This window comes from Paraburkholderia caffeinitolerans (genome assembly GCF_902859945.1).
In the GTDB taxonomy this organism is placed as follows: Bacteria; Pseudomonadota; Gammaproteobacteria; order Burkholderiales; family Burkholderiaceae; genus Paraburkholderia; species Paraburkholderia caffeinitolerans.
This window is the reverse complement of record NZ_CADIKL010000003.1, coordinates 39,009-64,275: the sequence shown is the minus strand read 5'-3', so window position 1 is coordinate 64,275 and position 25,267 is coordinate 39,009. Positions and strand designations below refer to the sequence as shown.

Annotated in this window: 22 protein-coding genes; 5 read left to right on the top strand and 17 right to left on the bottom strand. The window is 65.5% G+C overall.

Annotated features, from left to right (window positions below):
- Window positions 1-13: 13 nt before the first annotated feature.
- From ccmI to napE, 14 genes are all read right to left on the bottom strand, one after another.
- Window positions 14-880: a c-type cytochrome biogenesis protein CcmI gene (gene ccmI / locus HV773_RS03315; protein WP_129562262.1), complete on the bottom strand. Its 867-nt coding sequence runs from the start codon at window positions 878-880 to the stop codon at window positions 14-16.
- Complete coding sequence (locus HV773_RS03310) at window positions 877-1,353, bottom strand: cytochrome c-type biogenesis protein (protein ID WP_129562263.1); 477 nt, start codon at window positions 1,351-1,353, stop codon at window positions 877-879. The genes ccmI and HV773_RS03310 overlap by 4 nt, the downstream gene beginning before the upstream one ends.
- Complete coding sequence (locus HV773_RS03305; protein WP_129562264.1) at window positions 1,350-1,886, bottom strand: DsbE family thiol:disulfide interchange protein; 537 nt, start codon at window positions 1,884-1,886, stop codon at window positions 1,350-1,352. The genes HV773_RS03310 and HV773_RS03305 overlap by 4 nt, the downstream gene beginning before the upstream one ends.
- On the bottom strand, window positions 1,883-3,913 hold the full coding sequence (locus HV773_RS03300) for a heme lyase CcmF/NrfE family subunit (RefSeq protein ID WP_129562265.1): 2,031 nt from the start codon (window positions 3,911-3,913) through the stop codon (window positions 1,883-1,885). The genes HV773_RS03305 and HV773_RS03300 overlap by 4 nt, the downstream gene beginning before the upstream one ends.
- Window positions 3,910-4,431, bottom strand: coding sequence for a cytochrome c maturation protein CcmE (ccmE, locus tag HV773_RS03295; RefSeq protein WP_129562266.1), 522 nt, complete (start codon window positions 4,429-4,431; stop codon window positions 3,910-3,912). The genes HV773_RS03300 and ccmE overlap by 4 nt, the downstream gene beginning before the upstream one ends.
- Window positions 4,428-4,580 (bottom strand): hypothetical protein, encoded by a 153-nt coding sequence (locus tag HV773_RS03290; protein WP_174220055.1) that lies wholly within the window; start codon window positions 4,578-4,580, stop codon window positions 4,428-4,430. Before HV773_RS03290 ends, ccmE begins: the two co-directional genes overlap by 4 nt.
- Window positions 4,577-5,320: a heme ABC transporter permease CcmC gene (gene ccmC, locus HV773_RS03285; protein ID WP_129562267.1), complete on the bottom strand. Its 744-nt coding sequence runs from the start codon at window positions 5,318-5,320 to the stop codon at window positions 4,577-4,579. Before ccmC ends, HV773_RS03290 begins: the two co-directional genes overlap by 4 nt.
- Before the next feature lie 5 nt (window positions 5,321-5,325).
- On the bottom strand, window positions 5,326-5,994 hold the full coding sequence (gene ccmB, locus HV773_RS03280) for a heme exporter protein CcmB (RefSeq protein WP_129562268.1): 669 nt from the start codon (window positions 5,992-5,994) through the stop codon (window positions 5,326-5,328).
- The gene (gene ccmA, locus HV773_RS03275; protein ID WP_129562269.1) at window positions 5,982-6,647 is read right to left on the bottom strand and encodes a heme ABC exporter ATP-binding protein CcmA; all 666 of its coding nucleotides are present in this window, start codon (window positions 6,645-6,647) and stop codon (window positions 5,982-5,984) included. Before ccmA ends, ccmB begins: the two co-directional genes overlap by 13 nt.
- Window positions 6,648-6,713: 66 nt before the next feature.
- A complete protein-coding gene (locus HV773_RS03270) occupies window positions 6,714-7,331 on the bottom strand; it encodes a NapC/NirT family cytochrome c (protein ID WP_129562270.1) in 618 nt (205 codons plus the stop codon).
- A gap of 9 nt (window positions 7,332-7,340) precedes the next feature.
- A complete protein-coding gene (locus HV773_RS03265) occupies window positions 7,341-7,823 on the bottom strand; it encodes a nitrate reductase cytochrome c-type subunit (RefSeq protein WP_129562271.1) in 483 nt (160 codons plus the stop codon).
- Window positions 7,824-7,835: 12 nt separating this feature from the next.
- Window positions 7,836-10,319 (bottom strand): periplasmic nitrate reductase subunit alpha, encoded by a 2,484-nt coding sequence (gene napA, locus HV773_RS03260; RefSeq protein ID WP_129562272.1) that lies wholly within the window; start codon window positions 10,317-10,319, stop codon window positions 7,836-7,838.
- A gap of 12 nt (window positions 10,320-10,331) precedes the next feature.
- Entirely contained in the window at window positions 10,332-10,628 is a 297-nt protein-coding gene (locus tag HV773_RS03255; protein WP_227875297.1) for a chaperone NapD, read from the bottom strand.
- A 45-nt stretch (window positions 10,629-10,673) separates the two neighbouring features.
- Window positions 10,674-10,829: a periplasmic nitrate reductase, NapE protein gene (gene napE / locus HV773_RS03250; protein ID WP_129562273.1), complete on the bottom strand. Its 156-nt coding sequence runs from the start codon at window positions 10,827-10,829 to the stop codon at window positions 10,674-10,676.
- Between the two features lie 802 nt (window positions 10,830-11,631).
- On the opposite strand from napE, the gene HV773_RS03245 reads away from it, so the two are divergent.
- The 3 genes from HV773_RS03245 to HV773_RS03235 are packed head-to-tail and all read left to right on the top strand — an operon-like array spanning window position 11,632 to window position 19,518.
- Window positions 11,632-13,032 carry an MdtA/MuxA family multidrug efflux RND transporter periplasmic adaptor subunit gene (locus HV773_RS03245; RefSeq protein ID WP_129562274.1) on the top strand — a complete coding sequence of 467 codons (1,401 nt, stop codon included), beginning with the start codon at window positions 11,632-11,634 and terminating at the stop codon, window positions 13,030-13,032.
- Between the two features lie 5 nt (window positions 13,033-13,037).
- Window positions 13,038-16,196, top strand: a complete 3,159-nt coding sequence (locus tag HV773_RS03240; RefSeq protein WP_129562275.1) for an MdtB/MuxB family multidrug efflux RND transporter permease subunit — start codon at window positions 13,038-13,040, stop codon at window positions 16,194-16,196.
- Window positions 16,197-16,200: 4 nt separating this feature from the next.
- The gene (locus HV773_RS03235; protein ID WP_129562276.1) at window positions 16,201-19,518 is read left to right on the top strand and encodes an efflux RND transporter permease subunit; all 3,318 of its coding nucleotides are present in this window, start codon (window positions 16,201-16,203) and stop codon (window positions 19,516-19,518) included.
- Window positions 19,519-19,599: 81 nt separating this feature from the next.
- On the opposite strand, the gene bamE is transcribed toward HV773_RS03235, so the two are convergent.
- From bamE to HV773_RS03220, 3 genes are all read right to left on the bottom strand, one after another.
- Window positions 19,600-20,154 carry an outer membrane protein assembly factor BamE domain-containing protein gene (gene bamE / locus HV773_RS03230; RefSeq protein WP_129562277.1) on the bottom strand — a complete coding sequence of 185 codons (555 nt, stop codon included), beginning with the start codon at window positions 20,152-20,154 and terminating at the stop codon, window positions 19,600-19,602.
- A gap of 50 nt (window positions 20,155-20,204) precedes the next feature.
- On the bottom strand, window positions 20,205-20,672 hold the full coding sequence (locus HV773_RS03225) for a hypothetical protein (RefSeq protein WP_129562278.1): 468 nt from the start codon (window positions 20,670-20,672) through the stop codon (window positions 20,205-20,207).
- A gap of 196 nt (window positions 20,673-20,868) precedes the next feature.
- Window positions 20,869-21,432, bottom strand: coding sequence for a peroxiredoxin (locus HV773_RS03220; RefSeq protein ID WP_129562279.1), 564 nt, complete (start codon window positions 21,430-21,432; stop codon window positions 20,869-20,871).
- A gap of 331 nt (window positions 21,433-21,763) precedes the next feature.
- Between HV773_RS03220 and HV773_RS03215 the strand changes: the two genes are divergently transcribed.
- Both HV773_RS03215 and HV773_RS03210 read left to right on the top strand, forming a co-directional pair.
- The gene (locus HV773_RS03215; RefSeq protein ID WP_129562280.1) at window positions 21,764-23,728 is read left to right on the top strand and encodes a putative bifunctional diguanylate cyclase/phosphodiesterase; all 1,965 of its coding nucleotides are present in this window, start codon (window positions 21,764-21,766) and stop codon (window positions 23,726-23,728) included.
- A 48-nt stretch (window positions 23,729-23,776) separates the two neighbouring features.
- Window positions 23,777-25,225, top strand: coding sequence for an HDOD domain-containing protein (locus HV773_RS03210; RefSeq protein WP_129563346.1), 1,449 nt, complete (start codon window positions 23,777-23,779; stop codon window positions 25,223-25,225).
- Window positions 25,226-25,267: the final 42 nt, after the last annotated feature.

The window sequence follows — 25,267 nt, the reverse complement described above, 5'->3', positions numbered from 1 at the left end:
GCGCAAGAACCCGTCAAGGCGTCCCGTGCCCCTTCGCCGCCAGATCCTCGATCATGTCGATATTGTGCTGGACCTGCGCCGCGGTTTGCGGATTCGCCACAGCCTTCAAACGCGTCCAATAGACAACCGCCTGGCCGTAGTCGCGCCGATCGAGCGCGGCGGACCCTGCGAGCGCCAGCGCTTTTGGGTTGGCCGGGTCCGCTGCGAGCGCAGCCTGAATGCTTTGCATCGCCTCGCCGTTCAAATCTCCGCCGCGAAGCGTCGCGAGTTCGTCTGCGTAGTCCGCGAGCAGCCCCGGATCGGCAGGCGTCAAGGCCAGCGCGCGGCGATACGCAGCGACGGCATCCGACGTGCGATCCAGCGCGGCGTATGAGCGCGCCAGCATGGCCCAGCCCTTGGCATCGTCCGGTTGTTCGCTCAACCGCACCGCGAGCCGGCTCACGACATATTCGAGCGAACCTTGCGTGCCCATATGGCTATCGGCTTGCTTGCCGCTGGTGCCTTCGATCGCCGCTGCAACGGGATTGCCGATGCGCATGTACAGCACGAGCGCCCCTGCCGGCAGCAGCGCCACGAGCAGCGCCGCGACCGCGGCGCGCGTGACGTTGCTCATCGGCCGTTCACCGGCCGATGGCGCAATCCGGTCGCTGGCGTCATCGACGAGTTGCCGCTCCAGCTCGCGCTTCGCCTGCGCCTGATGCTCCGCGGGAACGAGGCCCGCCGCGCATTCGTGCTTGAGCTCGGCCATTCCCGAGCGGTAGATCGCCACGGCCATCGTCTCGGTGCTCGACCGCGAATCCGCGCCACGCCAAAGCGGCACGAGCACGCACGCGAGCGCGATCGCCATCATCGCCGCGAGGATCAGCCAGAAAGGAATCATGACGCCGCGCCCTCCTCCTCATGCCCGCGCAGGGACGCGACGCGCGCGCGTTCGCCGGCGTCGAGCGCTGCGGCACTCAGGCCGCGCCGATGCACGATACTGCGCCACATCGCCCATGCCCCCGCCGCCAGCACGATGAACGGTCCGAGCCAGAGCGCCCAGGTGACGGGCTTCAGCGGCGGCCGGTACAGGACGAAGTCTCCGTAGCGGCGCACCATATAGGCCTTGATCTGCTCGTCGGTCGCACCGCTGCGAACCTGGTCGCGAATCTGTGTGCGCAGGTCGGCTGCGAGTTCGGCATTCGAGTCGGCGAGGCTCTGGTTCTGGCACACGACACAGCGAAAACTCTCGTCGAGCCGCCGCAAGCGCGCGTCGGCGTCGACTTCGCCCGCCGCTATTGCGATGGTGCTCGCATGCGCCACCATCAGCGCAATTCCGAGCCGGGCGGCCCAGGCGCGCATAGGTCGATTCATGGCGCGCCCTCGCTCTGCAACTTGCGCACGAGCGGCAAGATCTCGCCATCGATCCGCGCGCGCGTGAGCGGACCGGCCTCGCGATAGCGCACGACTCCGGCGCGGTCGACCACAAAGGTCTCCGGCACGCCATACACGCCAAAGTCGATCGCGGTTTGCCCGGTGCGGTCGACGATCGACGAGGTATAGGGATCGCCCGCATCCGCGAGCCATTGCAGCGCGTTCTGGCGGTCGTCCTTGTAGTTCAGCCCCAACACCGGCGCGATGTGCTGGCGCGCCAGATCGACCAGCAGTGGATGTTCGTCGCGGCACGATTCGCACCACGACGCCCACACGTTCATGATCCAGACCTGCCCGCGCAAGTGCTGGGTCGACAGGCGTTGTGCGGGCTCGTGGAGTCTCGGCAAATCGAATTCCGGCGCGGGCTTGCCGATCAACGCCGAAGGCAGCCGGCGCGGATCGTGCCGCAACCCGGCCGTCAGCAGCGCCAGCAACGCCGCGAGCACGATCAGCGGGATCAGGAAGCGCTTCATCGGCCCGCCTCGCCCGCCGGTCCCGCGCGCTTCGCGACCGCCGGCACATCGTGCATCGCCATGCCGGCGGGCCGCTCCGCCCGCTGCGTACGGCGATGGGCAACCAGGCGGTAGCGCCGGTCGGTTGCGGCGAGCAGTCCACCGAGCGCCATCAGCAGACAGCCGCCCCAGATCCAGCGCACGAACGGCTTGATCTGGATGCGAACCGACCACGCATTCGCACCAACCGGCTGATCGAGCGCGACGTAAAGATCGCGCAGCACACCGTGATCGATGGCCGCCTCGGTGATCGGCGTGTTCTGGACCGCGAACACCCGCTTCTCGGGAAAGAGCGTCGCAACCGGTTGACCATCCTTGCTAGCCAGCAGCGTCGCACGCGTGGCCTGATAGTTAGGACCCGAAACCGTCTGCACGCCATCGTAGCGGAAGTCATAGCCGTTCACCGAAACGCTCTCGCCGGGGCGCAGCAGCACGTCGCGCTCGGTCTCATAGCCCTTGACCAACGTGACGCCGACGATGAAAACGCCCACGCCCGCATGCGCGAGCCACATGCCCCAAGTCGCGCGCGGCACACTGCGCAAGCGGGCGACGAGCGATCCTTGCAGGCCGCGCAGGCGCTCGCGCACGCTCACGGCCACACTCGTCAGGGTCCAGGCGGCCAGCAGCACGCCGAGGCTCACGAGCGGACGCCAGCTTCCCAGCAACAACGGCAACACGATGGCTGTGAGCACGCTCACGAGCGCGGCCCAGCGCAGCCGCACGGCAAGCTCCGGCACGCGCGCGGACTTCCAGCGCGCGAGCGGTCCAAGGCCCATCAGGAAAATGGCGGGCGTCATGATCGGCACGAACACGCTGTCGAAATACGGCGCGCCCACCGAGAGCTTGTCCGCCCCCAGCGCGTCGAGCAGCATCGGATAGAGCGTGCCCAGCAGCACCGATCCCGCCGCCACCATCAAGAGCAGATTGTTCGATAGCAGCAAGGCCTCGCGCGAGACCGGCTCGAAACCCGCGCCCAGCCCGATTTGCGGCGCGCGCCACGCGAACAGCATGAGCGCCCCGCCGGTCGTCAACGCCAGCAACGCGAGGACGAAGATGCCGCGCGCGGGATCCGAGGCGAACGCATGCACGGACGTGACCACGCCCGAACGCACGAGGAAAGTACCGAGCAGGCTCAGCGAAAACGCGCAGATCGCCAGCAACGCGGTCCAGCTGCGAAAGCTCCCGCGCTTTTCGGTGACCACCAGCGAATGCATCAGCGCGGTGCCGGCGAGCCACGGCATGAACGATGCGTTCTCGACCGGGTCCCAGGCCCACCATCCGCCCCAGCCGAGCACGTAGTAGGACCAGCCGCTGCCGAGCGCGATGCCGAGCGTGAGGAACATCCATGCGGCTGTCGTCCATGGCCTCGACCAGCGCGCCCATGCCGAGTCGAGCCGCCCCGCCAGCAACGCCGCAATCGAAAACGCGAACGCAACGGAAAAGCCGACGTAGCCCATATAGAGAATCGGCGGATGCATGACCATGCCGGGATCCTGCAGCAGCGCGTTGAGATCGCGGCCGTCCATGGCGGGCGGCATCAGGCGCGCGAACGGATTCGAGGTGAGCAGCAGGAACGACAGAAAGCCTACGGCGATCCAGCTCATGACGCCGAGCACGCGCGCCACCTGCTCCATCGGCAGTTGACGGCTGAAACAGCTCACCGCGACCATCCAGAGCGTCAGCAGCAGCACCCAGAGCAGCAGCGAGCCCTCGTGGCCGCCCCAGACCGCCGCCAGCCGATACATGGCGGGCAGCGTCGAATTGGAATTCTCCACGACATAGACGACCGAAAAATCGTTGCTCCAGAACGACCACATGAGCGTGCCGAAAGCGAGCGCGACGAAGGCGAATTGCGCGCGCGCGGCGGGCCACGCGATGCGCATCCAGCCGGCAATGCCCAACTGCGCGCCAAGCAAAGGCAGCACGCCCGTGATCAACGCGAGCATCAGCGCGAGAATCAATGCGAAGTGACCGATCTCGGGAATCATCGCTGGACTCCCCCATCGGACACGCCTGCCGCGACCCGCACGGCGGCAGGTTTCGTCGCGGGTTGTGCGCCGGGTTGTGCGCTGGGTTGTGCACTGCCAGCAGCCTGCCGCAGCGCGCTGCTCACCTCGGGCGGCATGTACTTCTCGTCGTGCTTCGCGAGCACTTCGTCGGCGTGGAACTGGCCATCGTCGCCGAGTCGGCCCTGCGCGACGACGCCGCTGCCCTCGCGAAAGAGATCGGGCAGCGCGCCGCGATAAACCACCCGTACCGACGACGCCGTGTCGCTCACGGTGAAGTGCACGGTCAGCCCGTCGGCATCGCGCCTGAGCGAATGGCGCTCGACCAACCCGCCGAGCCTGAAGCGATGCGCGAGCGGCGCCTCGTGCGAGGCAACCTGGCTTGGCGTCACGAAGAACATCATGTTGCTGCGCAGCGCGTTGAGCACGAGTGCGCACGCAAGCCCGGCGCTGACGACTCCGGCGGCAAGCAATCCGAAACGACGATACCGTGCTTTCACCGGCCCTCCGCAGAGCGGTCGCCGTGCGAGCGCGCCTGGCCGCGTACGATCCACGCCTCGACGCCCAGCAGTCCGAAGGTCACGACGAGCACCGCCACGAGATACGGCGTATGCGCGAGCATCGACATCACGCTGATCAGAGCATTCATGCCGGACGCTCCTCGATATGGATCTGCCATGACGACACGCGCTCGCGCGTACGCATGATGACGCGCACGCGCGCGAGCACAACGGCGATCGTGTAGCACCAGAAGCCCGCGGTCATCACGAGCAGGCCCCAAACCATCGACGCGCTCATCGCGACGCCGCTGCCGAAGCCGAGCGACGGCCCCTGATGCAGCGTGTACCACCACTGCACCGAAAAGAAGATCACCGGGATATTCACCACGCCGATCAACGCGAGCACGGCACACGCCCGGTCGGCGCGGCGTGTGTCGTCGATGGCCGCGTGCAGCGTCATGAAGCCCGCATAGAGGAAGAGCAGGATCAGCTCGGAGGTGAGCCGCGCATCCCAGACCCACCACGTGCCCCACGCGGGCTTGCCCCAGAACGCGCCCGAGACGAGCGCAATGAACGTGAACAGCGCGCCGGTGGGTGCGAGCGCCTGCGCCATCATGGCCGAGAGCCGCGCGTTCAGGATCAGATCGAGCGCACAGTACGCGGCCATCACGAGATAGATGAACATCGACATCCACGCTGCGGGAACGTGCACGAACATGATGCGGTAGACATTGCCCTGGAGGGCATCGGCGGGGGCGATCGCTAGCCCGATCACGAGCCCCACGCACACCAGCAGCACGGCGGCCACGCCGAACCCCGGCACGAGCCGCTTCGCGAGACCATCGAAAGCCGATGGCGAGGCGTACCGGAACCAGTTCACACGCTTCATCTGCATCACTCCATGGCAATGCGCAATGCCGCCGCGCTCGCCCACGGGCAAAGCCACGCGCCCACGCACAACGCAGCGCCGAGCAACGAAAAGCTCGCTTGCATGCGCCCCGGCACCCCGGCCAGATCCGCCGCGCTCACGCCGAAAATCAGCACGGGGACGTAAAGCGGCAACACCAGCAGGGCCAGCACCACGCCGCCGCCGCGCACCCCCAACGTCAGCGCCGCCCCCATCGAACCGATCAAGCTCAGGAGCGGCGTTCCGAGCAGCAAGGTGCCCATCAGGTAAAGCGTCGCGCGCCAGTCCAGTGCGTACTGAAGCGCGACGACCGGCACCAGCAGTACGAGCGCCAGCCCACTCGTCAACCAGTGCGCGACGATCTTGCCGAACACGATAGCGGGCAACGGCAGCGGCGACAGCAGCATCTGCTCGAGCGCGCCGCTCGCGTAATCGCTGCCGAACAATTGCCCCGCCGACAACATCGCCGCGAATAGGGCCGTCACCCACAGCACGCCGGGCGCGATCATCTGCAGCGTTTTCGCTTCGGTGCCGATGGCGAGTGGAAAGAGGCTCGATGCAACGATGAAAAACATCAGCGCGCCCAGTGTGACGCTGCGTCTGCGCCAGCTCAGCATCAACTCGCGGCGGATGATGCCGGGCATCACTTCAAGCATCCGCTGCTCCGCTCGAGATAGAGATGACGCGTACGGCCGGCACCGCTTTCCAGCGGCCGGTGCGTCGTCAACGCGACGATGCCGCCCGCGCGCAGGTGCGTATCGATGCAGGTAGCGAACCAGTCGGTTGCGGACGCATCGAGAGCGTCGCCGGGTTCATCGAGCAGCCACAGCGGCTTGCGGCCGAGCATCAGGCGCATCAGCGCGACGCGGCGGCGCTGGCCCTGCGAAAGGCGACTCAGGCGCGTATGCCGCAGCGCGTACAGCCCGGCCTGCTCGAGCACTTCGTTCTCGCGCGAGACCGAATCACTCGCGCTGCTGGCGTCACCATCGGACACATCGGCCGTGCCGAGCAACGCCGCGAAGCGGATGTTCTCCAGCACGGTGAGGTCGTCGCTGACGCCATTGGCATGCCCGACATACGCAAGCTCGCTGCGGAACCGGCGCGGCGCGCGGCGCACATCGTCGCCGCGCCAGCAAACCCGGCCCTTCGCAAGCGGCAACAAACCCGCGAGCGCCCCGAGCAGCGTCGTCTTCCCGCTGCCGTTCGCGCCGTGGATCTGCAGCGCCCACCCAGGCTCGATGCTGAGGTCGATGCCGCTTACGATCGTCCGGCCGCCGCGCTCGACGGCAAGCTGTTCAATGGAATACATGGCTAGAAGTCGTAGTCGTTCGGGTTCAACCGGGTCCTCCATTTCCGGGTGCGTCGGGAGGAAGGCTCACTGCTTTTTCTCACTGCCTCCCAGTGCGCCGTCCTGCGCCGCCTCGGCCATGTTCGGCAGGTGGTGCGCAATACCCTTGTGACAGTCGATGCAGGTCTTTTCTCCCGTTTCCAGGAAGCGCGTGTGGGCCTCCTGAGCGCGCGGACTCTGGCGCGTGAGATCCATGTATTCGAACGAGTGGCAGTTGCGACATTCGAGCGAATTATTCGCCTTGAAGCGCGCCCATTCGTGCTCGGCAAGTTCGAGCCGCTTGGCCTCGAACTTCTCGCGCGTGTCCACCACACCGAAAATCTTCGCCCACACTTCCTTGGAGGCCTGCATCTTGCGCGCGATCTTGTCGGTCCAGTCGTGCGGCACGTGGCAGTCGGAGCACTTCGCGTGCACGCCCGTGCGGTTGCTGTAGTGAATCGTCGTTTTCAACTCGGCGTAGGTGTTGTCGCGCATCTCATGACAGCCGACACAAAACGCTTCCGTGTTGGTCAACTCCATCGCCGTATTGAAAGCTCCCCAGAAGACGACGCCCGCAATGAAACCGCCCAGCGTCAGAAAGCCCAGGCTGAAAAACGCACTCGGCCGCGTGATCGCCCTCCAGTAGCGTCGGAACAAGTCGCGCATGTGAGCCCCCTATTTCTTCGCTTTCTGCGGTGCGCCCTGCGTCTTGACGTCTTCGAGACCAGCAAATGTGTTCGCGACCAGCGGCTTGGCGTCCACCTGTGGGACATGGCATTGCGTGCAGAAATACCGGCGCGGAGCGAGATGTCCGAGCGTTTCGCCGTCACGGTTCGTATAGTGCGAGATGCCGACCGGCACCGCACCGCTCTCGGCCGCGCGACTGCCGGCGTGGCAGGCCAGACATTTGTTCGCATTCCTGTCGAGCTGATAGCCGTCGATCTTGTGCGGAATCGTCGGCGGCTGCTGCGCGTAAGCACGCCCGCGAATGACGTCCTTGTTTTCCGTCTGCAACATCGCGGGCGGAGTCGCCTCCTCGTTCAGGGGCGTCGTGCCGCGCAGCGCGTCATAAAAAGGCTGGCCGGGAACGGTAGGTTGCTGCGCCACGGCCGCCAGTGCCACGACCGAGGCAATGATGAGCGCAATCCAGTTTCGCATGGCGGGCTCCGTTTAGACCCTGACGATCTTGACCGCGCACTTCTTGAAGTCGGTCTGCAAAGAAATCGGATCGGTCGCATCGAGCGTGACCTTGTTGATCAACTGGCTCGAGTCGAACCACGGGACGAACACGAGTCCGCGCGGCGGCCGGTCGCGCCCGCGTGTTTCGATACGCGTGAGAATGTAACCCCGTCTCGACATCACCTTGACCTCGGTGCCACGGCGCACGCCCATTGCCTTCGCGTCGTCCGGATGCATGAAGCACACCGCATTGGGAAACGCGCGATACAGCTCCGGCACCCGCCGCGTCATCGATCCTGAATGCCAGTGCTCGAGCACGCGCCCGGTGACCAGCCAGAACGGAAACTCCTTGTCCGGCGCCTCGGCGGCCGGTTCGTACGGCAGCGCGAAAATCACGGCGCGGCCATCGGGGTTGCCGTAGAACTGCCATCCGGTTCCCGCCTTGACATAGGGATCCGTACCTTCCTTATAGCGCCAGCGCGTTTCCTTGCCGTTGACCACCGGCCAGCGCAGACCGCGCGCCTTGTGGTAGTCGTCGAACGGCGCGAGATCGTGGCCGTGACCACGGCCAAAGCTCGCGTACTCCTCGAACAAGCCCTTCTGGATGTAGAAACCGAACGCCTTGGCCTCGTCATTTCGGTAACCGGCGTCGGCATCCTTGAGCGGGAACTTGTCGACCTGCCCATTGCGATAGAGGACGTCGTAGAGCGTCTTGCCTTTATATTCGGGTTTCTTCGCGAGCAGGTCCGCGGGCCAGACCTCTTCGACTTTGAAGCGCTTCGAAAACTCCACCAGTTGCCACAAGTCCGAGCGCGCCTCGCCGGGCGCCGCCACCAGTTGATGCCAGAACTGCGTGCGCCGCTCAGCGTTGCCGTACGCCCCCTCCTTCTCTACCCACATGGCCGTCGGCAGTATCAGGTCCGCGGCAACGGCCGTGACGGTGGGATACGCGTCGGAGACCACGATGAAGTTCGCGGGGTTGCGATAGCCCGGCAGCCCCTCCTCGTTCAGGTTCGCGGCGGCCTGCATGTTGTTGTTGACCTGCACCCAGTACACGTTGAGCTTGCCATCGCGCAGCATGCGGTTCTGTAGCACCGCGTGGTAGCCGGGTTTCTCGGGAATCGTGCCGGCGGGCAACTCCCAGATGCGCTCCGCCGTTTCCCGATGCTTCGGGTTGGTCACGACCATGTCGGCCGGCAAACGATGCGAGAACGTGCCCACCTCGCGCGCGGTGCCGCACGCGGACGGCTGCCCCGTGAGCGAAAACGGACTGTTGCCGGGCGTCGAGATCTTGCCGGTCAGCAGATGCAGGTTGTAGACCATGTTGTTGGCCCACACCCCGCGCGTATGCTGGTTGAAACCCATGGTCCAGAACGACACGACCTTGATGTTGGGATCGGCGTAAAGCTGCGCGAGCTGGTCGAGCTTCGCTTTCGACACGCCCGAAATCTTGGTCACGTATGCAGCGTCGTACTTCGAGACGAACTTCGCGAATTCGTCGTAGGTGATGGGCTTCGACCCGCCTGGATCCTTGGCATTCTGCGCCGCTTTCTGCAACGGATGATCGGGGCGCAGCCCGTAGCCGATGTCGGCGTTGCCCTGCTTGAACACCGTGTGTTTGTCGACGAAGGCGCGATTGACCTTGCCGTTCTTGATGATGTAGTTCGCGATGTAGTTGAGCACCGCGAGGTCGCCCTGCGGCGTGAACACGATCGTTTCGTCAGCCAGCTCGCACGAGCGGTGCTCGAAGGTCGAGAGCACCACGACCTTGGTCTTCGGCGCGCTGAGGCGGCGCGACGTCACCCGGGTCCACAGCACCGGGTGCATCTCGGCCATGTTCGACCCCCACAGGACGAACGCGTCGGTCTGCTCGATATCGTCGTAGCAGCCCATCGGCTCGTCCATCCCGAACGTACGCATGAAGCCCTGAACCGCGGAAGCCATGCAGTGCCGCGCATTCGGATCGAGGTTGTTGCTGCGAAAGCCGGCCTTCATCAGCTTGACCGCCGCATACCCTTCCCAGACGGTCCACTGGCCGGAGCCGAACATGCCCACCGCCGTCGGCCCCTTGTCCTTGAGCACGCGCTTCCACTGCGCAGCCATCTCGTCGAAGGCGCGATCCCAGGAGACCGGCGCGAACTCGCCATTCTTGTCGTACTTGCCATCTTTCATGCGCAGCAGCGGCGTCGTCAGGCGGTCCTGCCCGTACATGATCTTCGAGAGGAAATAGCCCTTCACGCAGTTCAGTCCGCGGTTGACCTCCGCCTGCGGATCGGCGAGCGTGGCGACCACCTTGTCATTCTTTACGCCGACCTGCACGCCACAACCGGTGCCGCAGAAACGGCAAGGCGCCTTGGACCACTTGAGGTCGTCGTCCGCCGCCAGCACAGCACCGCCTGGCAAGGTGACGCCTGCAGCCGCGGCGGCCGCTGAAGCCGCGGTTTGTTTGATGAATTCGCGACGGGTCAGCTTCATCGACAAACTCCCCTATTCCGGCGATTCGATGTTCTCGTGATGCTGATAGACGAGCGCGGAGGCATGGACCCCCGGCAAGGCATTGATTGCGCTGAGCTGCTCTTCGATCGCCAGCGAGTGCGCGCCCTCAAGCGTGACGACCATGCGGCCGTCCGGCGTCGCGACGTGAACCTGTGCGCCGGGAAGCATGCCGAGGCTTTGGGAGATGCTCTCGCATCGATCGCTTTGCGCGTATATAACGACCCCTGCTACATGAAACTCGTTGGATGTGACCTTTTCGCAGGTTGCACTTCGAGTTTCGACGGACATGGCAGTGCCGCCCTCAGGGTAATATTCGTTTTGGATAACTAATAGTCAGTGTGGCGGCCCGCCGATCAGCATCTGGTAAAACCACACCGCGAATCCGTATGCAGCGATGATCGCTACCGTGAGCACAGGGACCATGACGACAGTCAGGAACAGGAAGCTGCGCAGCTCCTCTGATTTTCGCACCGGGTCTATATCGCTCATTCGGAATGACCTCTTGGAGTCGTACGCGAGCTATTCAAATGGTGCACGGACAATGTATATATTTTTGATAAATAATTACAAGATAGTCAAGAATAAATTTGGCTTCCTGATTAGTTTGCTAACGACCTTCGCAGCGTTCGTGAACAACGAACCGGGCGAAAAAAAAAAGCGCCACGTGCGAACGTGACGCTTTGAAAAGTTCTAGCCATTCCGAGGGCCGTGCTAGAACCTGAGAGACGGTATTCGAACGCTGACCGGGCTGCCGCATTTATGCAAAATGCATACTCCGAGATACTTAAAAACCCCGCAAGACTTGCGGGGTTCTCGGCGTGCTTCGAGGCCTTCGAGGTCATGTCGAAAGTGCGCTCGATTTTTTATCCAGATGCTGACCAAGTCAAGCAAAATCTCGCCAGTATACGTGACCAGTCAAATATTTCTCTTCAATTCCCACTCAATTGATATAACCCCAATTTTTGCATACCATTTCGGCAATGGCTTCCCACCACGCCCGGGGCGAGCTGTAACCGCCGTAATGTATCGAAAGATACGGTGCTGGACTGTAACTGAGCCAGCAACGTAGCATCATGCTTTTTGGCTGCATCGGTCAGCCATCAAGGCGCCGTGGGCGGAGAACGGCCCATCGGCTTGCCTCCCGACAAGCACCTGACATCGAGCTTGCGCGCGTCTCGCGTAGCATCGCGTCATGCGTGCCCCATGCGCGATTCATGCACGACTACCGCGCGCGCCCGGCCAATCCGCTCAACCGACAAGCACGTCACCGATTTTGTTACCGACCTGACCGATGGATAAAGAAGAACAGCGCCCGGATTCCCCTCGTCGAAACACTCCGTCCTCCCCTGCCCCATCGGGCGGCCCGGCGCCGCGCACGCGCCGCGGCAAGCTGATCGCGCTCGCTATCGTGCTGGTTGTCGCCGCCATCGGGCTACTGCGCTGGCAGCCGTGGAACAAGAATCCGAACGGCGCCGCCAGCCCCGCCGCCGCGAGCGGCGCTCGCATGCGCCATGGCGGTCCGGGTGCAATGGCGAACCAGCCGCAGCCGGTCAGCGTCGCAACCGCGAAATCCGGCGACATGCCCATCGTCATTACGGCGCTCGGCACGGTCACGCCGCTCGCCTCCGTCACGGTGCGCACGCAACTTTCCGGCACGCTGCAAAGCGTGAACTTCGAGGAAGGCCAGATGGTGAAGAAGGGCGACGTGCTCGCGCAGATCGACCCGCGCCCCTACCAGATCTCGCTCGACAATGCCGAAGGCCAACTCGCGCGCGATCAGGCGCTGCTCGCCACCGCCCGCCTCGACCTCAAGCGCTACCAGACCCTGCTCGCCCAGGACTCGATCGCAAGCCAGCAGGTGGACACGCAGAGCTCGCTCGTGAAGCAGTACGAGGGCACCGTCAAGTCGGATCAGGCCAACATCGACACCTACAAGCTCGACCTCACCTACGCGCGCATCACCGCGCCGGTTTCCGGGCGCGTGGGCCTGCGCCAGGTCGACCCGGGCAACTACGTGACGCCCGGCGACACCAACGGCATCGTCGTGCTCACGCAGTTGCAGCCGATCAGCGTGATCTTCACGACCTCGGAGGACAATCTGCCGTCCATCCTGAAGCAGATGCGCGCGGGCACCAAAATGTCCGTCTCGGCCTATGACCGCAGCAACACCACGCTGCTCGAAAGCGGCTTCCTGCAAACCCTCGACAACCAGATCGACACCACGACCGGTACCGTGAAGCTGCGCGCGAGCTTCGCCAACGGCGACGGCTCGCTGTTCCCGAATCAGTTCGTCAATGCGCGGCTGCTCGTCGACACGATCCATAACGCGGTGATCGTGCCCACCTCCGCGGTGCTCAACGGCTCGCAGGGTACGTATGTCTATGTGGTGAAGCCCGACAGCACCGTCACGGTGCGGCTCGTGAAGGTCGGCCCGGTGGACGCCGAGCGCACCAGCATCGCCTCGGGCCTCGCCGTGGGCGAGCGCATCGTGACCGACGGCTCGGACCGCCTGCGCGAAGGCTCGAAGATCACCGTCCCGGCCGCACGGCCGAAGGATGCTTCGGGCGCTGCGGGTGCCTCAGGTGCAAGGAGCGGCGGTGCATCGTGGGCCGGCGCGGCATCCGGCGCATCAGGTGCATCGGGCGCACACCGCGGCCATCGCCCCAAGACTCCTGACGCTTCGGGCCAGTAAGCCGCATGAATCCATCCCGCGCCTTTATTCTGCGTCCGGTCGGCACGGCGCTGCTGATGGCGGCGATCATGCTGGTCGGCCTCGTCGCGCTGCGTTTTCTGCCGCTTTCCGCCCTGCCCACGGTCGATTACCCGACCATCCAGGTGCAGACCTTCTATCCGGGCGCGAGCCCGGAAGTGATGACCTCCTCGGTCACCGCGCCGCTCGAGCGCCAGTTCGGCCAGATGCCGTCGCTCAACCAGATGTCGTCGCGAAGCTCGGCGGGCTCCTCGGTCATCACGCTGCAGTTCAGCCTCGACCTGCCGCTCGACGTCGCCGAGCAGGAGGTGCAGGCGGCTATCAACGCGGCGGGCAACCTGCTGCCGTCGGACCTGCCCGCGCCGCCGATCTACGCCAAGGTCAACCCCGCCGACGCGCCGATCCTCACGCTCGCGATTACCTCGAAGACGCTGCCGCTCACGCAGGTCCAGGACCTCGCCGACACGCGCCTCGCGCAAAAGATCTCGCAGGTTGCGGGCGTGGGCCTCGTGAGCGTCACGGGCGGCCAGCGCCCGGCCGTGCGCATCCAGGCGAATCCGCGCGCGCTAGCGGCCTACGGCCTGAATCTCGACGACCTGCGCACGACCATCTCGAACCTGAACGTCAACACGCCCAAGGGCAGCTTCGACGGCCCCACGCGCGCGTACACGATCGACGCGAACGACCAGTTGACCGACGCCGAAGCGTATAAAGACGCCGTGATCGCCTACCGCAACGGCCGCCCGGTGATGCTCACCGATGTCGCGACCATCGTGCAGGGCGCGGAGAACACCAAGCTCGGCGCGTGGGTGGACAGCACGCCCGCGATCATCCTGAACGTGCAGCGCCAGCCGGGCGCCAACGTGATCGAGGTGGTGGACAGCGTCAAGAAGATCCTGCCGCAGTTGCAGGAGGCGTTGCCCGCCTCGCTCGACGTGCAGATCGTCACCGACCGCACCACCACGATCCGCGCCTCGGTGCGCGACGTGCAGTTCGAGCTGCTGATGTCGGTGGTGCTGGTGGTGCTGGTGATGTACCTGTTCCTCGCCAACATCTACGCGACCATCATCCCGAGCCTTTCGGTGCCGCTCTCGCTGATCGGCACGCTCGCGGTCATGTACCTGTGCGGCTTCTCGCTCGACAACCTTTCGCTGATGGCGCTCACCATCGCGACCGGCTTCGTGGTGGACGACGCCATCGTCATGATCGAGAACATCGCGCGCTACGTGGAGGACGGCGAATCGCCGCTCGAAGCGGCGCTCAAGGGTTCGAAGCAGATCGGCTTCACCATCATCTCGCTCACGGTTTCGCTGATCGCAGTGCTGATTCCGCTGCTCTTCATGGGCGACGTCGTGGGCCGGCTCTTTCACGAGTTCGCGATCACGCTCGCCGTGACCATCGTAATCTCGGCCGTGGTCTCGCTCACGCTCGTGCCGATGATGTGCGCGAAGATGCTGCGCCACACGCCGCCGCCCGAAAGCCACCGCTTCGAAGCGCGCATGCACGCGTTCTTCGAGTACGTGATCGCGCGCTATGGCGTCGCGCTCGAATGGGTGCTCGCGCGCCAGCGGCTCACCATGATCGTGTTCTTCGCCACGCTGGTGCTCACCGGCATCCTCTACGTGGTGGTGCCCAAGGGCTTCTTCCCCGTGCAGGACACCGGCGTGATCCAGGCGATCACGCAGGCGCCGCAGGCGGTCTCGTACGCGTCGATGGCCGAGCGCCAGCAAGCGCTCGCCGCCGAGATCCTCAAGAACGAGAACGTGGAGAGCCTCACCTCGTTCATCGGCGTGGACGGCACCAACATCACGCTCAATAACGGGCGCATGCTCATCAACCTGAAACCGCGCGACGACCGCAGCGAAACGGCGAGCGAGATCATCCGCGACCTCCAGCAGTCGGTGTCGCACATCACGGGCGCGTCGCTTTACATGCAGCCGGTGCAGGACCTCACGATCGACTCCACGGTGAGCCCGACGCAATACCAGTTCATGCTCACGACGCCCAACATCCAGGACTTCACCACCTGGGTGCCCAAGCTCGTGCACCGGCTGGAGCAGTTGCCCCAACTCGCCGATGTCGCGACCGACCTGCAGGACCAGGGCCAATCGGTGTTCATCGAGATCGACCGCGCCAGCGCCGCGCGCTACGGCATCACGCCGGCAACCGTCGACAACGCGCTCTACGACGCCTACGGCCAGCGCATCATCTCGACGATCTTCACGCAGTCGAACCAGTACCGCGTGATTCTCGAAGCCGATCCCGTGATGCAGCACTACACGGATTCGCTGAACTCGATCTACCTGCCCTCCTCGACCTCGACCTCGGGCCAGGTGCCGCTCTCGGCCATCGCGAAGTTCCACGAGCGGCCCGCGCCGCTGCTGGTCTCGCACCTCTCGCAGTTCCCGGCCACCACCATCTCGTTCAACCTCGCGCCCGGCGCGTCGCTGGGCGCGGCGGTCAAGGCGATCCAGCAGGCCGAGCAGGAAATCGGCCTGCCGGGCTCGTTCCAGACGCGCTTCCAGGGCGCGGCGCTCGCGTTCCAGGCCTCGCTCTCGAACGAGCTGTTCCTGATCCTCGCGGCCATCGTGACGATGTATATCGTGCTGGGCGTGCTCTACGAGAGCTTCGTGCATCCGATCACGATTCTGTCGACGCTGCCTTCGGCCGGCATTGGCGCGCTGCTCGCGCTGATCATGACCGGGCACGACCTCGACATCATCGGCATCATCGGCATCGTGCTGTTGATCGGCATCGTGAAGAAGAACGCGATCATGATGATCGACTTCGCGCTCGACGCCGAGCGCAACGAAGGCAAGCCGCCGCGCGAAGCGATCTATCAGGCCTGTCTGCTGCGCTTCCGCCCGATCATGATGACCACGCTTGCAGCGCTGCTGGGCGCGCTGCCGCTGATGCTCGGCACGGGCGCGGGCTCGGAACTGCGCCGGCCGCTCGGCATCGCCATCGCGGGCGGGCTGATCGTGAGCCAGGCGCTCACGCTCTTTACCACGCCCGTGATCTACCTGGCGTTCGACCGGCTCGCGACGCGCATGCACCGGCGCTTCGGCGGCGGCTCGCGCCCGGCGTCACCCAAGCCACCCAAGCCACCCACGCCGCCCGCGCCTTCGTCACCGCCGGAGCACTGACGCGATGAATCTCTCGCGCCCGTTCATCAACCGCCCCGTCGCCACCACGCTGCTCGCGCTCGGCATCGCGCTCGCTGGGCTCTTCGCATTCGCGAAGCTGCCCGTCGCGCCCCTGCCGCAAGTGGACTTTCCCACCATCTCTGTGCAGGCGACGCTGCCGGGCGCAAGCCCGGAAACCGTGGCCACCAGCGTGGCGAGCCCGCTGGAGCGGCACCTGGGCTCGATCGCCGACGTCTCCGAGATGACCTCGCAGAGCTCGGTGGGCAGCACGCGCATCACGCTGCAATTCGGCCTGAACCGCGACATCGACGGCGCCGCGCGCGACGTGCAGGCCGCCATCAACGCCGCGCGCGCCGACCTGCCCTCGAGCCTCCGGCAGAACCCGACCTATCACAAGGTCAACCCCGCCGACGCGCCCATCCTGATCCTCGCGCTCACCTCGCCCACGCTCAGCGCGGGCCAGCTCTACGACTCGGCGGCCACGGTGCTGCAGCAATCGCTCTCGCAGGTGGACGGCGTGGGCGAAGTCGACGTGAGCGGCTCGGCCAACCCGGCCGTGCGCGTGGAGCTGGAGCCGCACGCCCTGTTTCACTACGGCATCGGCCTCGAAGACGTGCGCGCGGCGTTGGCCTCGGCCAACGCGAACAGCCCGAAGGGCGACATCGAGTTCGGCCCCAAGCGCTACCAGCTCTACACCAACGACCAGGCGAGCAAGGCGAGCCAATACAAGGACCTCGTGATCGCCTACCGCAACGGCGCGGGCGTGAAGCTCTCCGACGTGGGCGAAGTGGTCGATTCGGTCGAGGACCTGCGCAACCTCGGCCTCGCCAACGGCAAGCGCTCGGTGCTCGTGATCCTCTACCGCCAGCCCGGCGCGAACATCATCGAAACCGTGGACCGCGTGATCGCGATGCTGCCGCAACTGAAGGCATCGTTGCCCGCCGACGTCGAGGTGATCCCCGCCTCGGACCGCTCGGTCACGATCCGCGCCTCGCTCAAGGACACCGAGCACACGCTCATGATCGCGGTGGCGCTCGTCGTGATGGTGGTGTTCCTGTTCCTGCGCAACTGGCGCGCGACGCTGATCCCGAGCGTGGCGGTGCCCATCTCGATCATCGGCACCTTCGCGGCCATGTACCTGATGGGCTTCTCGCTCGACAACCTCTCGCTGATGGCGCTCACCATCGCGACCGGCTTCGTGGTGGACGACGCCATCGTGGTGCTGGAGAACATCTCGCGCCACATCGAGAACGGCGTGCCACGCAGACGGGCAGCCCTGCTCGGCGCGCGCGAGGTGGGCTTCACGGTGCTCTCGATCAGCGTCTCGCTGGTGGCCGTGTTCCTGCCCATCCTGCTGATGGGCGGCATCGTCGGGCGCCTGTTCCGCGAGTTCGCGCTCACGCTCTCGCTCGCGATCGGCGTGTCGCTCGTGGTGTCGCTCACGCTCACGCCGATGATGTGCTCGCGACTGCTCGAACAGCCGCACGAGAAGAAAGAGGAAGGCCGCTTCGGCCAATGGCTGGAGCGCGGCTTCACGCGCCTGCACCGCGGCTACGAGCACACGCTCGGCTGGGCGCTCGCACATCCGCGCCTGATTCTCATGACGCTCGTGGCCACCATCGCGCTGAATGTCGTGCTCTACGTGTATATCGCCAAGGGCTTCTTCCCGCAGCAGGACACGGGACGCCTCGTGGGCGGCATCCAGGCCGACCAGTCCACCTCGTTCCAGGCGATGAAGGTGAAGTTCGCCGAGATGATGAAGATCGTCGGCGAGAATCCCGCTGTCGACCAGGTGGTGGGCTTCACGGGCGGGCGCGCGACCAACTCGGGCTTCATGTTCGTCTCGCTCAAGCCCAAAAGCGAGCGCAAGCTTTCCGCGGATCAAGTCATCGCGCAGTTGCGCGAGCCGCTCTCGCACGTGGCGGGCGCGCGCACCTTCCTGCAGAGCGTGCAGGACATCCGCGTGGGCGGGCGACAGTCGAACGCGCAGTATCAGTTCACGCTGCTCGCCGACAACACCGCCGACCTCTACAAGTGGGCGCCGAAGCTCACCGAGGCGCTGCAAGCGCGCCCCGAACTCGCCGACGTGAACTCGGACCAGCAGCAAGGCGGCCTCGAATCGATGATCACCATCGACCGCGCGACCGCCGCGCGTCTGAACATCAAGCCCGCGCAGATCGACAACACGCTCTACGACGCCTTCGGCCAGCGCCAGGTCTCGACCATCTACAACCCGCTCAACCAGTATCACGTGGTGATGGAGGTCGCGCCCAAGTACTGGCAAAGTCCCGACATGCTCAACGAGATCTGGGTGAGCACCTCGGGCGGCAGCGCGAGCGGCGCGCAGAGCACCAATGCGACGGCGGGCACGGTCACCGGATCGACTACGTCAAGCACATCGAGTGCATCGACGGGCGGCACGGGCGCGACTTCGGCTTCGAGCGCCGCAGCCATCGCCGCCGACTCCGCGCGCAATCTCGCGATCAACTCGATCGCGGCGAGCGGCAAGTCGAGCGCGTCCTCGGGCGCGGCCGTCTCCACGGCGAAGGAAACGATGATCCCGCTCTCGGCGATCGCCTCGTTCGGGCCGGGCACGACGCCGCTCTCGGTCAATCACCAGAGCCAGTTCGTGGCCTCGACGATCTCGTTCAACCTGCCGCCGGGCAAGTCGCTCTCGGACGCCACCCGGGTCGTCTACGACACGATGGCCGAGATCGGCATGCCGCCGACCATCCACGGCAGCTTCCAGGGCACCGCGCAGGCGTTCCAGCAGTCGCTGGACAACCAGCCGCTGCTGATTCTGGCGGCGCTCGCGGCGGTGTATATCGTGCTGGGCATTCTCTACGAGAGCTACATCCACCCGCTCACGATTCTCTCGACGCTGCCTTCGGCGGGCGTGGGCGCGCTGCTCGCGCTGCTGCTGTTCAAGACCGAGTTCAGCATCATTGCGCTGATCGGCGTGATTTTGCTGATCGGCATCGTGAAGAAGAACGCGATCATGATGGTGGACTTCGCGATCGATGCGTCGCGCCAGGGTCTGAGTTCGCGCGACGCGATCTATCAGGCCTGCCTGCTGCGCTTCAGGCCGATCATGATGACGACCTGCGCGGCGCTGCTGGGCGCGCTGCCGCTCGCGTTCGGGCGCGGCGAAGGCGCGGAGCTGCGCGCGCCGCTCGGCATCTCGATCGTGGGCGGGCTGATCGTGAGCCAGGCGCTCACGCTCTATACGACGCCGGTGGTGTATCTGTACATGGACCGCTTGCGCGTGTGGTGGGATGCGAAGCGCGGGCGCGTGGAGCCGCCGCCGCGGGTGCTGGAGTGATGAGCTAGAAGCTGGATGGGTGGGGCCGCTGGTGGGACTTTGGCGGCCCCGTTCCTGGGCTTCAGCCGCCGGCACACCGCTTCAATGCTGCTCATGCCCAGGTGCATCCGAGCGCGAAGTACGGACCACGAGCCCATCGGGCGAAAAATGGGCATTGAACATGCCATCTCCAGCCACGCCGCCTTCGGCCCAGTGCCAGCTCCACACTTCCTCGTGGCTTAGCGCGTACTTCGCAATCGTGGCGGGTTTGCCGAGCAGGCGGCGCACCTCGTCTTGCGTCATGCCGGGCACGACCTGCGCGATATTGCCCGCCGTGAGCGCCTGGGTCATCGCGACCAGCTTGCCGTCAGCGTCGAAGTCGAGCATCCACGTGGTCAGGCCGTTCGGGCCTCGCGGGTATTCGAGGCGCTGCGCGCCGTCGTCGTCCTCCCACACCATCTCCGGCTTGCCCGCCTGACTACGCACGTCCTCAACCGTCGAGACGCCGATTTTCAGCCCGCCGAACGCCATCGAGTCCGGTTTGACGGCGTTCACGGCATCGGCGACTTTCTGCTGGTCGCAGGCGGTCAAGAATGCGGCGCTCGTGGCCGCGAACGCGAGTGCTGCACAAAAGCTGCGAAAAAAGCTGTGACGCATGAGCATTTCCGGTGTGTTCAGACGAGCAGCGTTCGACCCCGCACTGCGCTTCAAAGTTTCTGCGCAATCGCCAGCGAAAAAATGCGCGCCCAGCGCTTCGCCTCGCGCTCGCTCGGCATCGGCAGGGACCAGAGCGGCCGGCCCGCGTCGGCCACGCGAAGCTCGACCTGCCAGCCGCTCGCGTCGCGCGCGGGCTGCGCGCCTTGCAGGTCCGCGAAGATGTACGCGCCGCGCGCCTCGCCGAGCTTGACTTCGCACAACCGCTTGCCGGCCGCGAGCCGTGCCTCTCCCCATGCGCCCGCGACGCGATGGGTCCAGTCGCCCTCGCCGCGCAGGTTCGGCGCCACTTCGCGGCGGCGCCGCAGCCAGTTTGCCAGCAACGTGGCGAGCGCAGCCACAACCACCACCGACACACCGATCGCGACGTCGGCGCCCATACGCGCGGCCACGGCCTGGAACGACCACACCGCGCCATAGACAAGCGCCGCAACTGCGAAAAGGAGAACAAGAATAGGCATGCGAAGACGGGATCCGCAGGCGCACATGGGCTGCGGGTGCCATGCGGGCGCCAATCCGGAAAAAAGAAAAGCTGCACGATACCAGCGTGCGACAAGCACGGCCCCGGCGCGATGGCCGGGGTTTGCCGCATCGCAAGCGCGATGTTCGAACGGCAGCACGCGGCACAGGACGTGCTACGCGCCGCCGGCGTTGTGATTATTGTTGCGGATGCTGCGCGGCCCACTCCTTCACGGCGCGCAACGTATTCTCCACGTGCTTGTCGGGCGACAGGCTCGTGTATTCGTAGATGATCTTGCCGTCCGGCGCGATCACGTAGGAAACCCGGTTGGCCATGGCGGCGTGCATCGGCATCGATGCGTCGTAGGACTTGATGATCTTCGAATCCTCGTCGGCAGCAACAGGGAACTTGCTGCGGCACTCGCTCACCGAGAACTTCTTGAGCGTGTCGATGTTGTCGTGCGAAACGCCAATCACGGTCGCGCCGTACTGCTTGTAGTGGTCGACGGCTTCGGCGAAATCATGGGCCTCGATCGTGCAGCCCTTGGTAAACGCCGCCGGATAGAAGTACAGCACCACCGGCCCTTTCTTGAGTTCGGCGGCAAGCGAGTAGGCATAGGTCTTGCCGCCCAGTGACGCCTGCGTTGTGAAATCGGGCGCGGAGTCGCCCGGCTTGAGCGTCGCCTGCGCGCTCAGGGTAAAGAACGCGAGTCCGGCGCACACGAGCGCCGCGGCCCCCGCCGCGAAATACCTCGGTTTCATGTCGGATGTCCTCGTATGGCTTCGATTGCGTCGCCGGTTGCCGGGCCAGCGCGGCAACCCGAACACGGGCGGCGAGGCATGGCGAAATGGTCTGCGGCGCGCCTGCCTGGGTCGGCCGCGTCCGGCGACGGCCCTATTGGAACATACTCCGCCCGCGCGCGCAGGGTGCGGCGCGCGCCGGCGGCGCCTCTCGCGGCGATGTCGGCGCGCGGCCGTTTTCCCCCGGCGGCTAAAGATTTCGCCATGGGAGTCGATATCTCGGTCTGATGGGCACGTCAAGCGGCGCGCCCGGCTCGACCCGCCACTCGTATACAGGTTGCCAGCTACACACATGGAAGCGAACAGGATTACCGCGCCCCTCCCGGGGTGGCTGCGCACGGTCGTGGACCGCCTGCGGCCACGCACCGGGCGCACAGGCGAGCAGGACGAGGCCCGTTGCCGCGCCCTGCTCGCCTGTGCGGATGGCGTGGAGGGTGCGGAGGGTGCGGATGGTTCGCCTAGCCACCCGGCCGCCGCGGCGGCCACCGACGGCACGGCCCTTGCGCGCGCCACACAACACGACGACGCCAGGTCCGACGCCTTCTCGCGCGCGTTCGAGCAGACCGCCGCGACCGTGGATTTCCTCGTGCACGTTGACCGCAACCTGCGCTTTCTCTACGTTTCCGACGCAAGCCTGCGTTTTGCCGGCTATCACCGCGAGTTCCTGCTGGGCGCGTCGCTGCACGACCTCGTCGCGCCCGGCGATCTCGCGCGGCTCGACACGCTCTTCGCCCGCGCACTGGCGAGCGGCGCGGTCGAAAAAGACACGATCGATCTCGTGAAGGCGCTCACCTACCCGCTCGCCGTCGAGCTGCGCGTGCAGCGCGCCGCCTATGCGGGCGTGGACGGTTATTCTGTGGCGGGCTTCGACGTCTCGGACTGGCAGCGCGTGCAGATGCGTCTCACCCACGCGCTCCACCACGATCCGCTCACCGGCCTGCCGAACCAGGCGGCGCTCGAGCCCGAGCTAGAACGCGCGCTGGCCGAGGCCGACCGTCACGGCACGCCGATCGCCCTGCTGCTGCTCGATCTCGACGACTATCAGCGCGTGAACCGCGCGCTAGGCTACGACGCCGGCGACGAGTTGCTGCGCGAAACCGCGCGCCGCCTCGTACATCTGACCCAGCAAGGCGAGTTCATCGCGCGCACGGGCAGCGACGAATTCGCCATTCTGATCACGCCGCCCGCCGACATCCGCCACGCCGCCGAAACCCTCGCGCGCCGCCTGCTCACGTCGATCCTGCAACCGTACTCGTTTCGCGACCAGCCGGTGCATCTCGCGGCGAGCATCGGCATTGCGTTTTATCCCGAGCAGCACGCCGATTGCGGCGGGAGCAACGAAAGCGATATGCAGCCGGACAGCCCCTCGCTGATCCGCCGCGCCGACCAGGCGCTGCAACAGGCCAAGGGCGCGGGCGGCAACACGCTGATGCTGCACGTGGCCGACCACGACCCGACCGATACGCAGCGGCTCAAGCTCGAATCGGATCTCCACGACGGCGTGCGCAACGGCGAGTTCTCGCTGGCGTTCCAGCCCATCACGAGCAGCGTCACGCGCGGCGTGGTCGGGGTCGAGGCGTTGATGCGCTGGCAACATCCCTTGCACGGCCATGTCGCGCCATCGACGTTTATCCCGCTTGCGGAGTCGGTCGGCCTGATTAATTATCTTGGCAACTGGGTTTTGAAAGCGGCCTGCATGCAACTGACGCAATGGGACGAGCAAGGCTTTGCCTTGCAGTACGTCGCGGTCAACGTGTCGCCGCAGCAGTTCCGCAATCCGCGCTTCAAGGAAAGCGTCGAAGAGGCGCTGCGGCTCACGGGCATCGATCCGCGCCGGCTCGTCTTCGAGATCACCGAAAGCGTGCTGATGCACGACCCGCAGCACGCGGTCGCGCTGCTCGAGGAGCTCACGGCGCTCGGCATCCGCTTCGCGGTGGACGACTTCGGCACGGGCTATTCGAGTCTCGCGTATTTGCAGCGCTTCCCGCTTTCAAAGCTGAAGATCGACCGCAGCTTCGTCGTGAACCTGCTCACCTCGCGCAACGATCAGGCGATCGTCAATGCCGTGGTGGGCCTCGCGCGCACGCTCGAGCTCGAGCTCGTGGCCGAAGGCGTCGAGACCGAGGCGCAGCGCGAGCTGCTCACGAAGATGGGCTGCGACCATATCCAGGGATGGCTCGTCTGCAAGGCATTGCCTTCGGAAGAGCTCTCGCAGCGGTTCGAGTCACGCACCTTGCACCTCCACGACGTGCATTGAGCATGGCACCGATACACGCAGGGCATCAGCGAAATTGACATGGTTCAGATGGTAAAGGCAGTCCTGCTCGACCGACTCTGGGCTCGTATGAACGAGCGCGGCGACTTCCCCATACTGTCGCAATCGCTGCGCTCGACCGTGGCCGCCATGACCAACGACGACTACGACTTCACCGAGCTCGTGAAAGTCGTGCTCTCGGACTTCGCGCTCACGCAGAAGGTGCTACGTCTGGCCAACTCCGCCATGTACATGGCGTTCGGCGGCAACATCACGACCGTCACGCGCGCGCTGATGGTGCTTGGCATGGACGCGGTCGGCCATCTCGTGGTGGGCCTGAAGATCGTCGATCACTTCCATCACAGCGCGCCGCGCCGCATCGACGCCAAGCTCGAACTGAACCGCACGATGCTCTCGGGGTGCGTCGCGCGCAAGCTCACCGAGCGCGGCGACCTGCGCGCCGGCGAAGAAGCCGTGGTCTGCACGCTGATGCGCCAGGTGGGCAAGCTCCTCGTGGTGTTCTATCTCGAACCCGAGTGGGACCAGATCCGCCGCGAATGCGACCAGGGCACGGCCGAGGACGATGCCTGCATCGACGTGCTGGGCGTGACCTTCGCCGAGATCGGCCAGGACGTGGCCACGCGCTGGCGCCTGCCCGAAGCGATCCGCGAAGGCATGGGCGAATACGATCCGGCCGGCAACGAGCCGCGCCAGGTGCAATGGCTGCGCGCCATCACGAACTATTCAACCGAAGTCGCACGCGTGCTGACCATCGCGGGCCTCACCGACGAAGCACGCGAGGAACACATCGCCGAACTCGCGCAGCACTATGGCCGCGCGCTCAACACCGACCCGGAAACGCTCGTGCAGATGAGCCTCGCGCTCGCCCGCGAGGAAGCCGACGACGGCGTGATGCGCGAGATCGTCGAGTTGCGCGCGAACGCCGACGCCATTGCGCGCGAGGCGCTCGATCCCGAGGCGCGCATCTCCGCAGGCGTGGAAGATCTACGTGCGCTGCCGCCTGGGAGCCCGCTCCAGACGGCGCTCACGCTCGCCACCGAAACCGTGCTGGCCGGTCTCGGCTTCGCGCGCACGATCGTGTTCGTGCGGCGCGGCGCGAACATGTTCGAGGCCCAGCGCGGCTTCGGTCCGCAGGTCGAAGGGCATCTGGACACACTCTCGTTCAGCGCGGCGTTCCAGCCCGACGTGTTCCATCTCGCGATTGCGAACTCGGTGGGCATCTTCATCGAAAATGCGCGCGATCCGAAGATGCTCTCGCGTCTGCCCGCGTGGTACCGCGCGCGCCTCGACGACGCGCGCGCATTCGTGCTGCTGCCGGTGGCCCACCCCGGCGAACCGCCGGTGGCCCTGCTCTATGGCGACTGGCTGCTGAGCCAGGAGCCGCGGCGGATTTTGCCGAAGGAAATGAGCGCGTTGAACGAACTCGCGCACGAGCTTGCGCGGTTTTTCTCGGCTAGTCCGGCGAAAGCGCGGGTGTAGGCGCAGGTGTAGATGCAGTTGTAGATGCAGGCGGGCTCGCCT

What these genes read in the sequence shown, in the direction of transcription:
- HV773_RS03245 (WP_129562274.1), top strand. Translation starts at nt 11,632, where the DNA reads ATGGATAAAGAAGAACAGCGCCCGGATTCCCCTCGTCGAAACACTCCG.
- ccmI (WP_129562262.1), bottom strand. Translation starts at nt 880, where the DNA reads ATGATTCCTTTCTGGCTGATCCTCGCGGCGATGATGGCGATCGCGCTC.
- HV773_RS03300 (WP_129562265.1), bottom strand. Translation starts at nt 3,913, where the DNA reads ATGATTCCCGAGATCGGTCACTTCGCATTGATTCTCGCGCTGATGCTC.
- HV773_RS03225 (WP_129562278.1), bottom strand. Translation starts at nt 20,672, where the DNA reads ATGCCTATTCTTGTTCTCCTTTTCGCAGTTGCGGCGCTTGTCTATGGC.
- HV773_RS03220 (WP_129562279.1), bottom strand. Translation starts at nt 21,432, where the DNA reads ATGAAACCGAGGTATTTCGCGGCGGGGGCCGCGGCGCTCGTGTGCGCC.
- bamE (WP_129562277.1), bottom strand. Translation starts at nt 20,154, where the DNA reads ATGCGTCACAGCTTTTTTCGCAGCTTTTGTGCAGCACTCGCGTTCGCG.
- ccmA (WP_129562269.1), bottom strand. Translation starts at nt 6,647, where the DNA reads ATGTATTCCATTGAACAGCTTGCCGTCGAGCGCGGCGGCCGGACGATC.
- ccmB (WP_129562268.1), bottom strand. Translation starts at nt 5,994, where the DNA reads ATGCTTGAAGTGATGCCCGGCATCATCCGCCGCGAGTTGATGCTGAGC.
- napE (WP_129562273.1), bottom strand. Translation starts at nt 10,829, where the DNA reads ATGAGCGATATAGACCCGGTGCGAAAATCAGAGGAGCTGCGCAGCTTC.
- HV773_RS03305 (WP_129562264.1), bottom strand. Translation starts at nt 1,886, where the DNA reads ATGAAGCGCTTCCTGATCCCGCTGATCGTGCTCGCGGCGTTGCTGGCG.
- ccmC (WP_129562267.1), bottom strand. Translation starts at nt 5,320, where the DNA reads ATGAAGCGTGTGAACTGGTTCCGGTACGCCTCGCCATCGGCTTTCGAT.
- HV773_RS03270 (WP_129562270.1), bottom strand. Translation starts at nt 7,331, where the DNA reads ATGCGCGACTTGTTCCGACGCTACTGGAGGGCGATCACGCGGCCGAGT.
- HV773_RS03290 (WP_174220055.1), bottom strand. Translation starts at nt 4,580, where the DNA reads ATGAATGCTCTGATCAGCGTGATGTCGATGCTCGCGCATACGCCGTAT.
- HV773_RS03210 (WP_129563346.1), top strand. Translation starts at nt 23,777, where the DNA reads ATGGTAAAGGCAGTCCTGCTCGACCGACTCTGGGCTCGTATGAACGAG.
- HV773_RS03215 (WP_129562280.1), top strand. Translation starts at nt 21,764, where the DNA reads ATGGAAGCGAACAGGATTACCGCGCCCCTCCCGGGGTGGCTGCGCACG.
- HV773_RS03265 (WP_129562271.1), bottom strand. Translation starts at nt 7,823, where the DNA reads ATGCGAAACTGGATTGCGCTCATCATTGCCTCGGTCGTGGCACTGGCG.
- HV773_RS03310 (WP_129562263.1), bottom strand. Translation starts at nt 1,353, where the DNA reads ATGAATCGACCTATGCGCGCCTGGGCCGCCCGGCTCGGAATTGCGCTG.
- HV773_RS03255 (WP_227875297.1), bottom strand. Translation starts at nt 10,628, where the DNA reads ATGTCCGTCGAAACTCGAAGTGCAACCTGCGAAAAGGTCACATCCAAC.
- HV773_RS03235 (WP_129562276.1), top strand. Translation starts at nt 16,201, where the DNA reads ATGAATCTCTCGCGCCCGTTCATCAACCGCCCCGTCGCCACCACGCTG.
- HV773_RS03240 (WP_129562275.1), top strand. Translation starts at nt 13,038, where the DNA reads ATGAATCCATCCCGCGCCTTTATTCTGCGTCCGGTCGGCACGGCGCTG.
- napA (WP_129562272.1), bottom strand. Translation starts at nt 10,319, where the DNA reads ATGAAGCTGACCCGTCGCGAATTCATCAAACAAACCGCGGCTTCAGCG.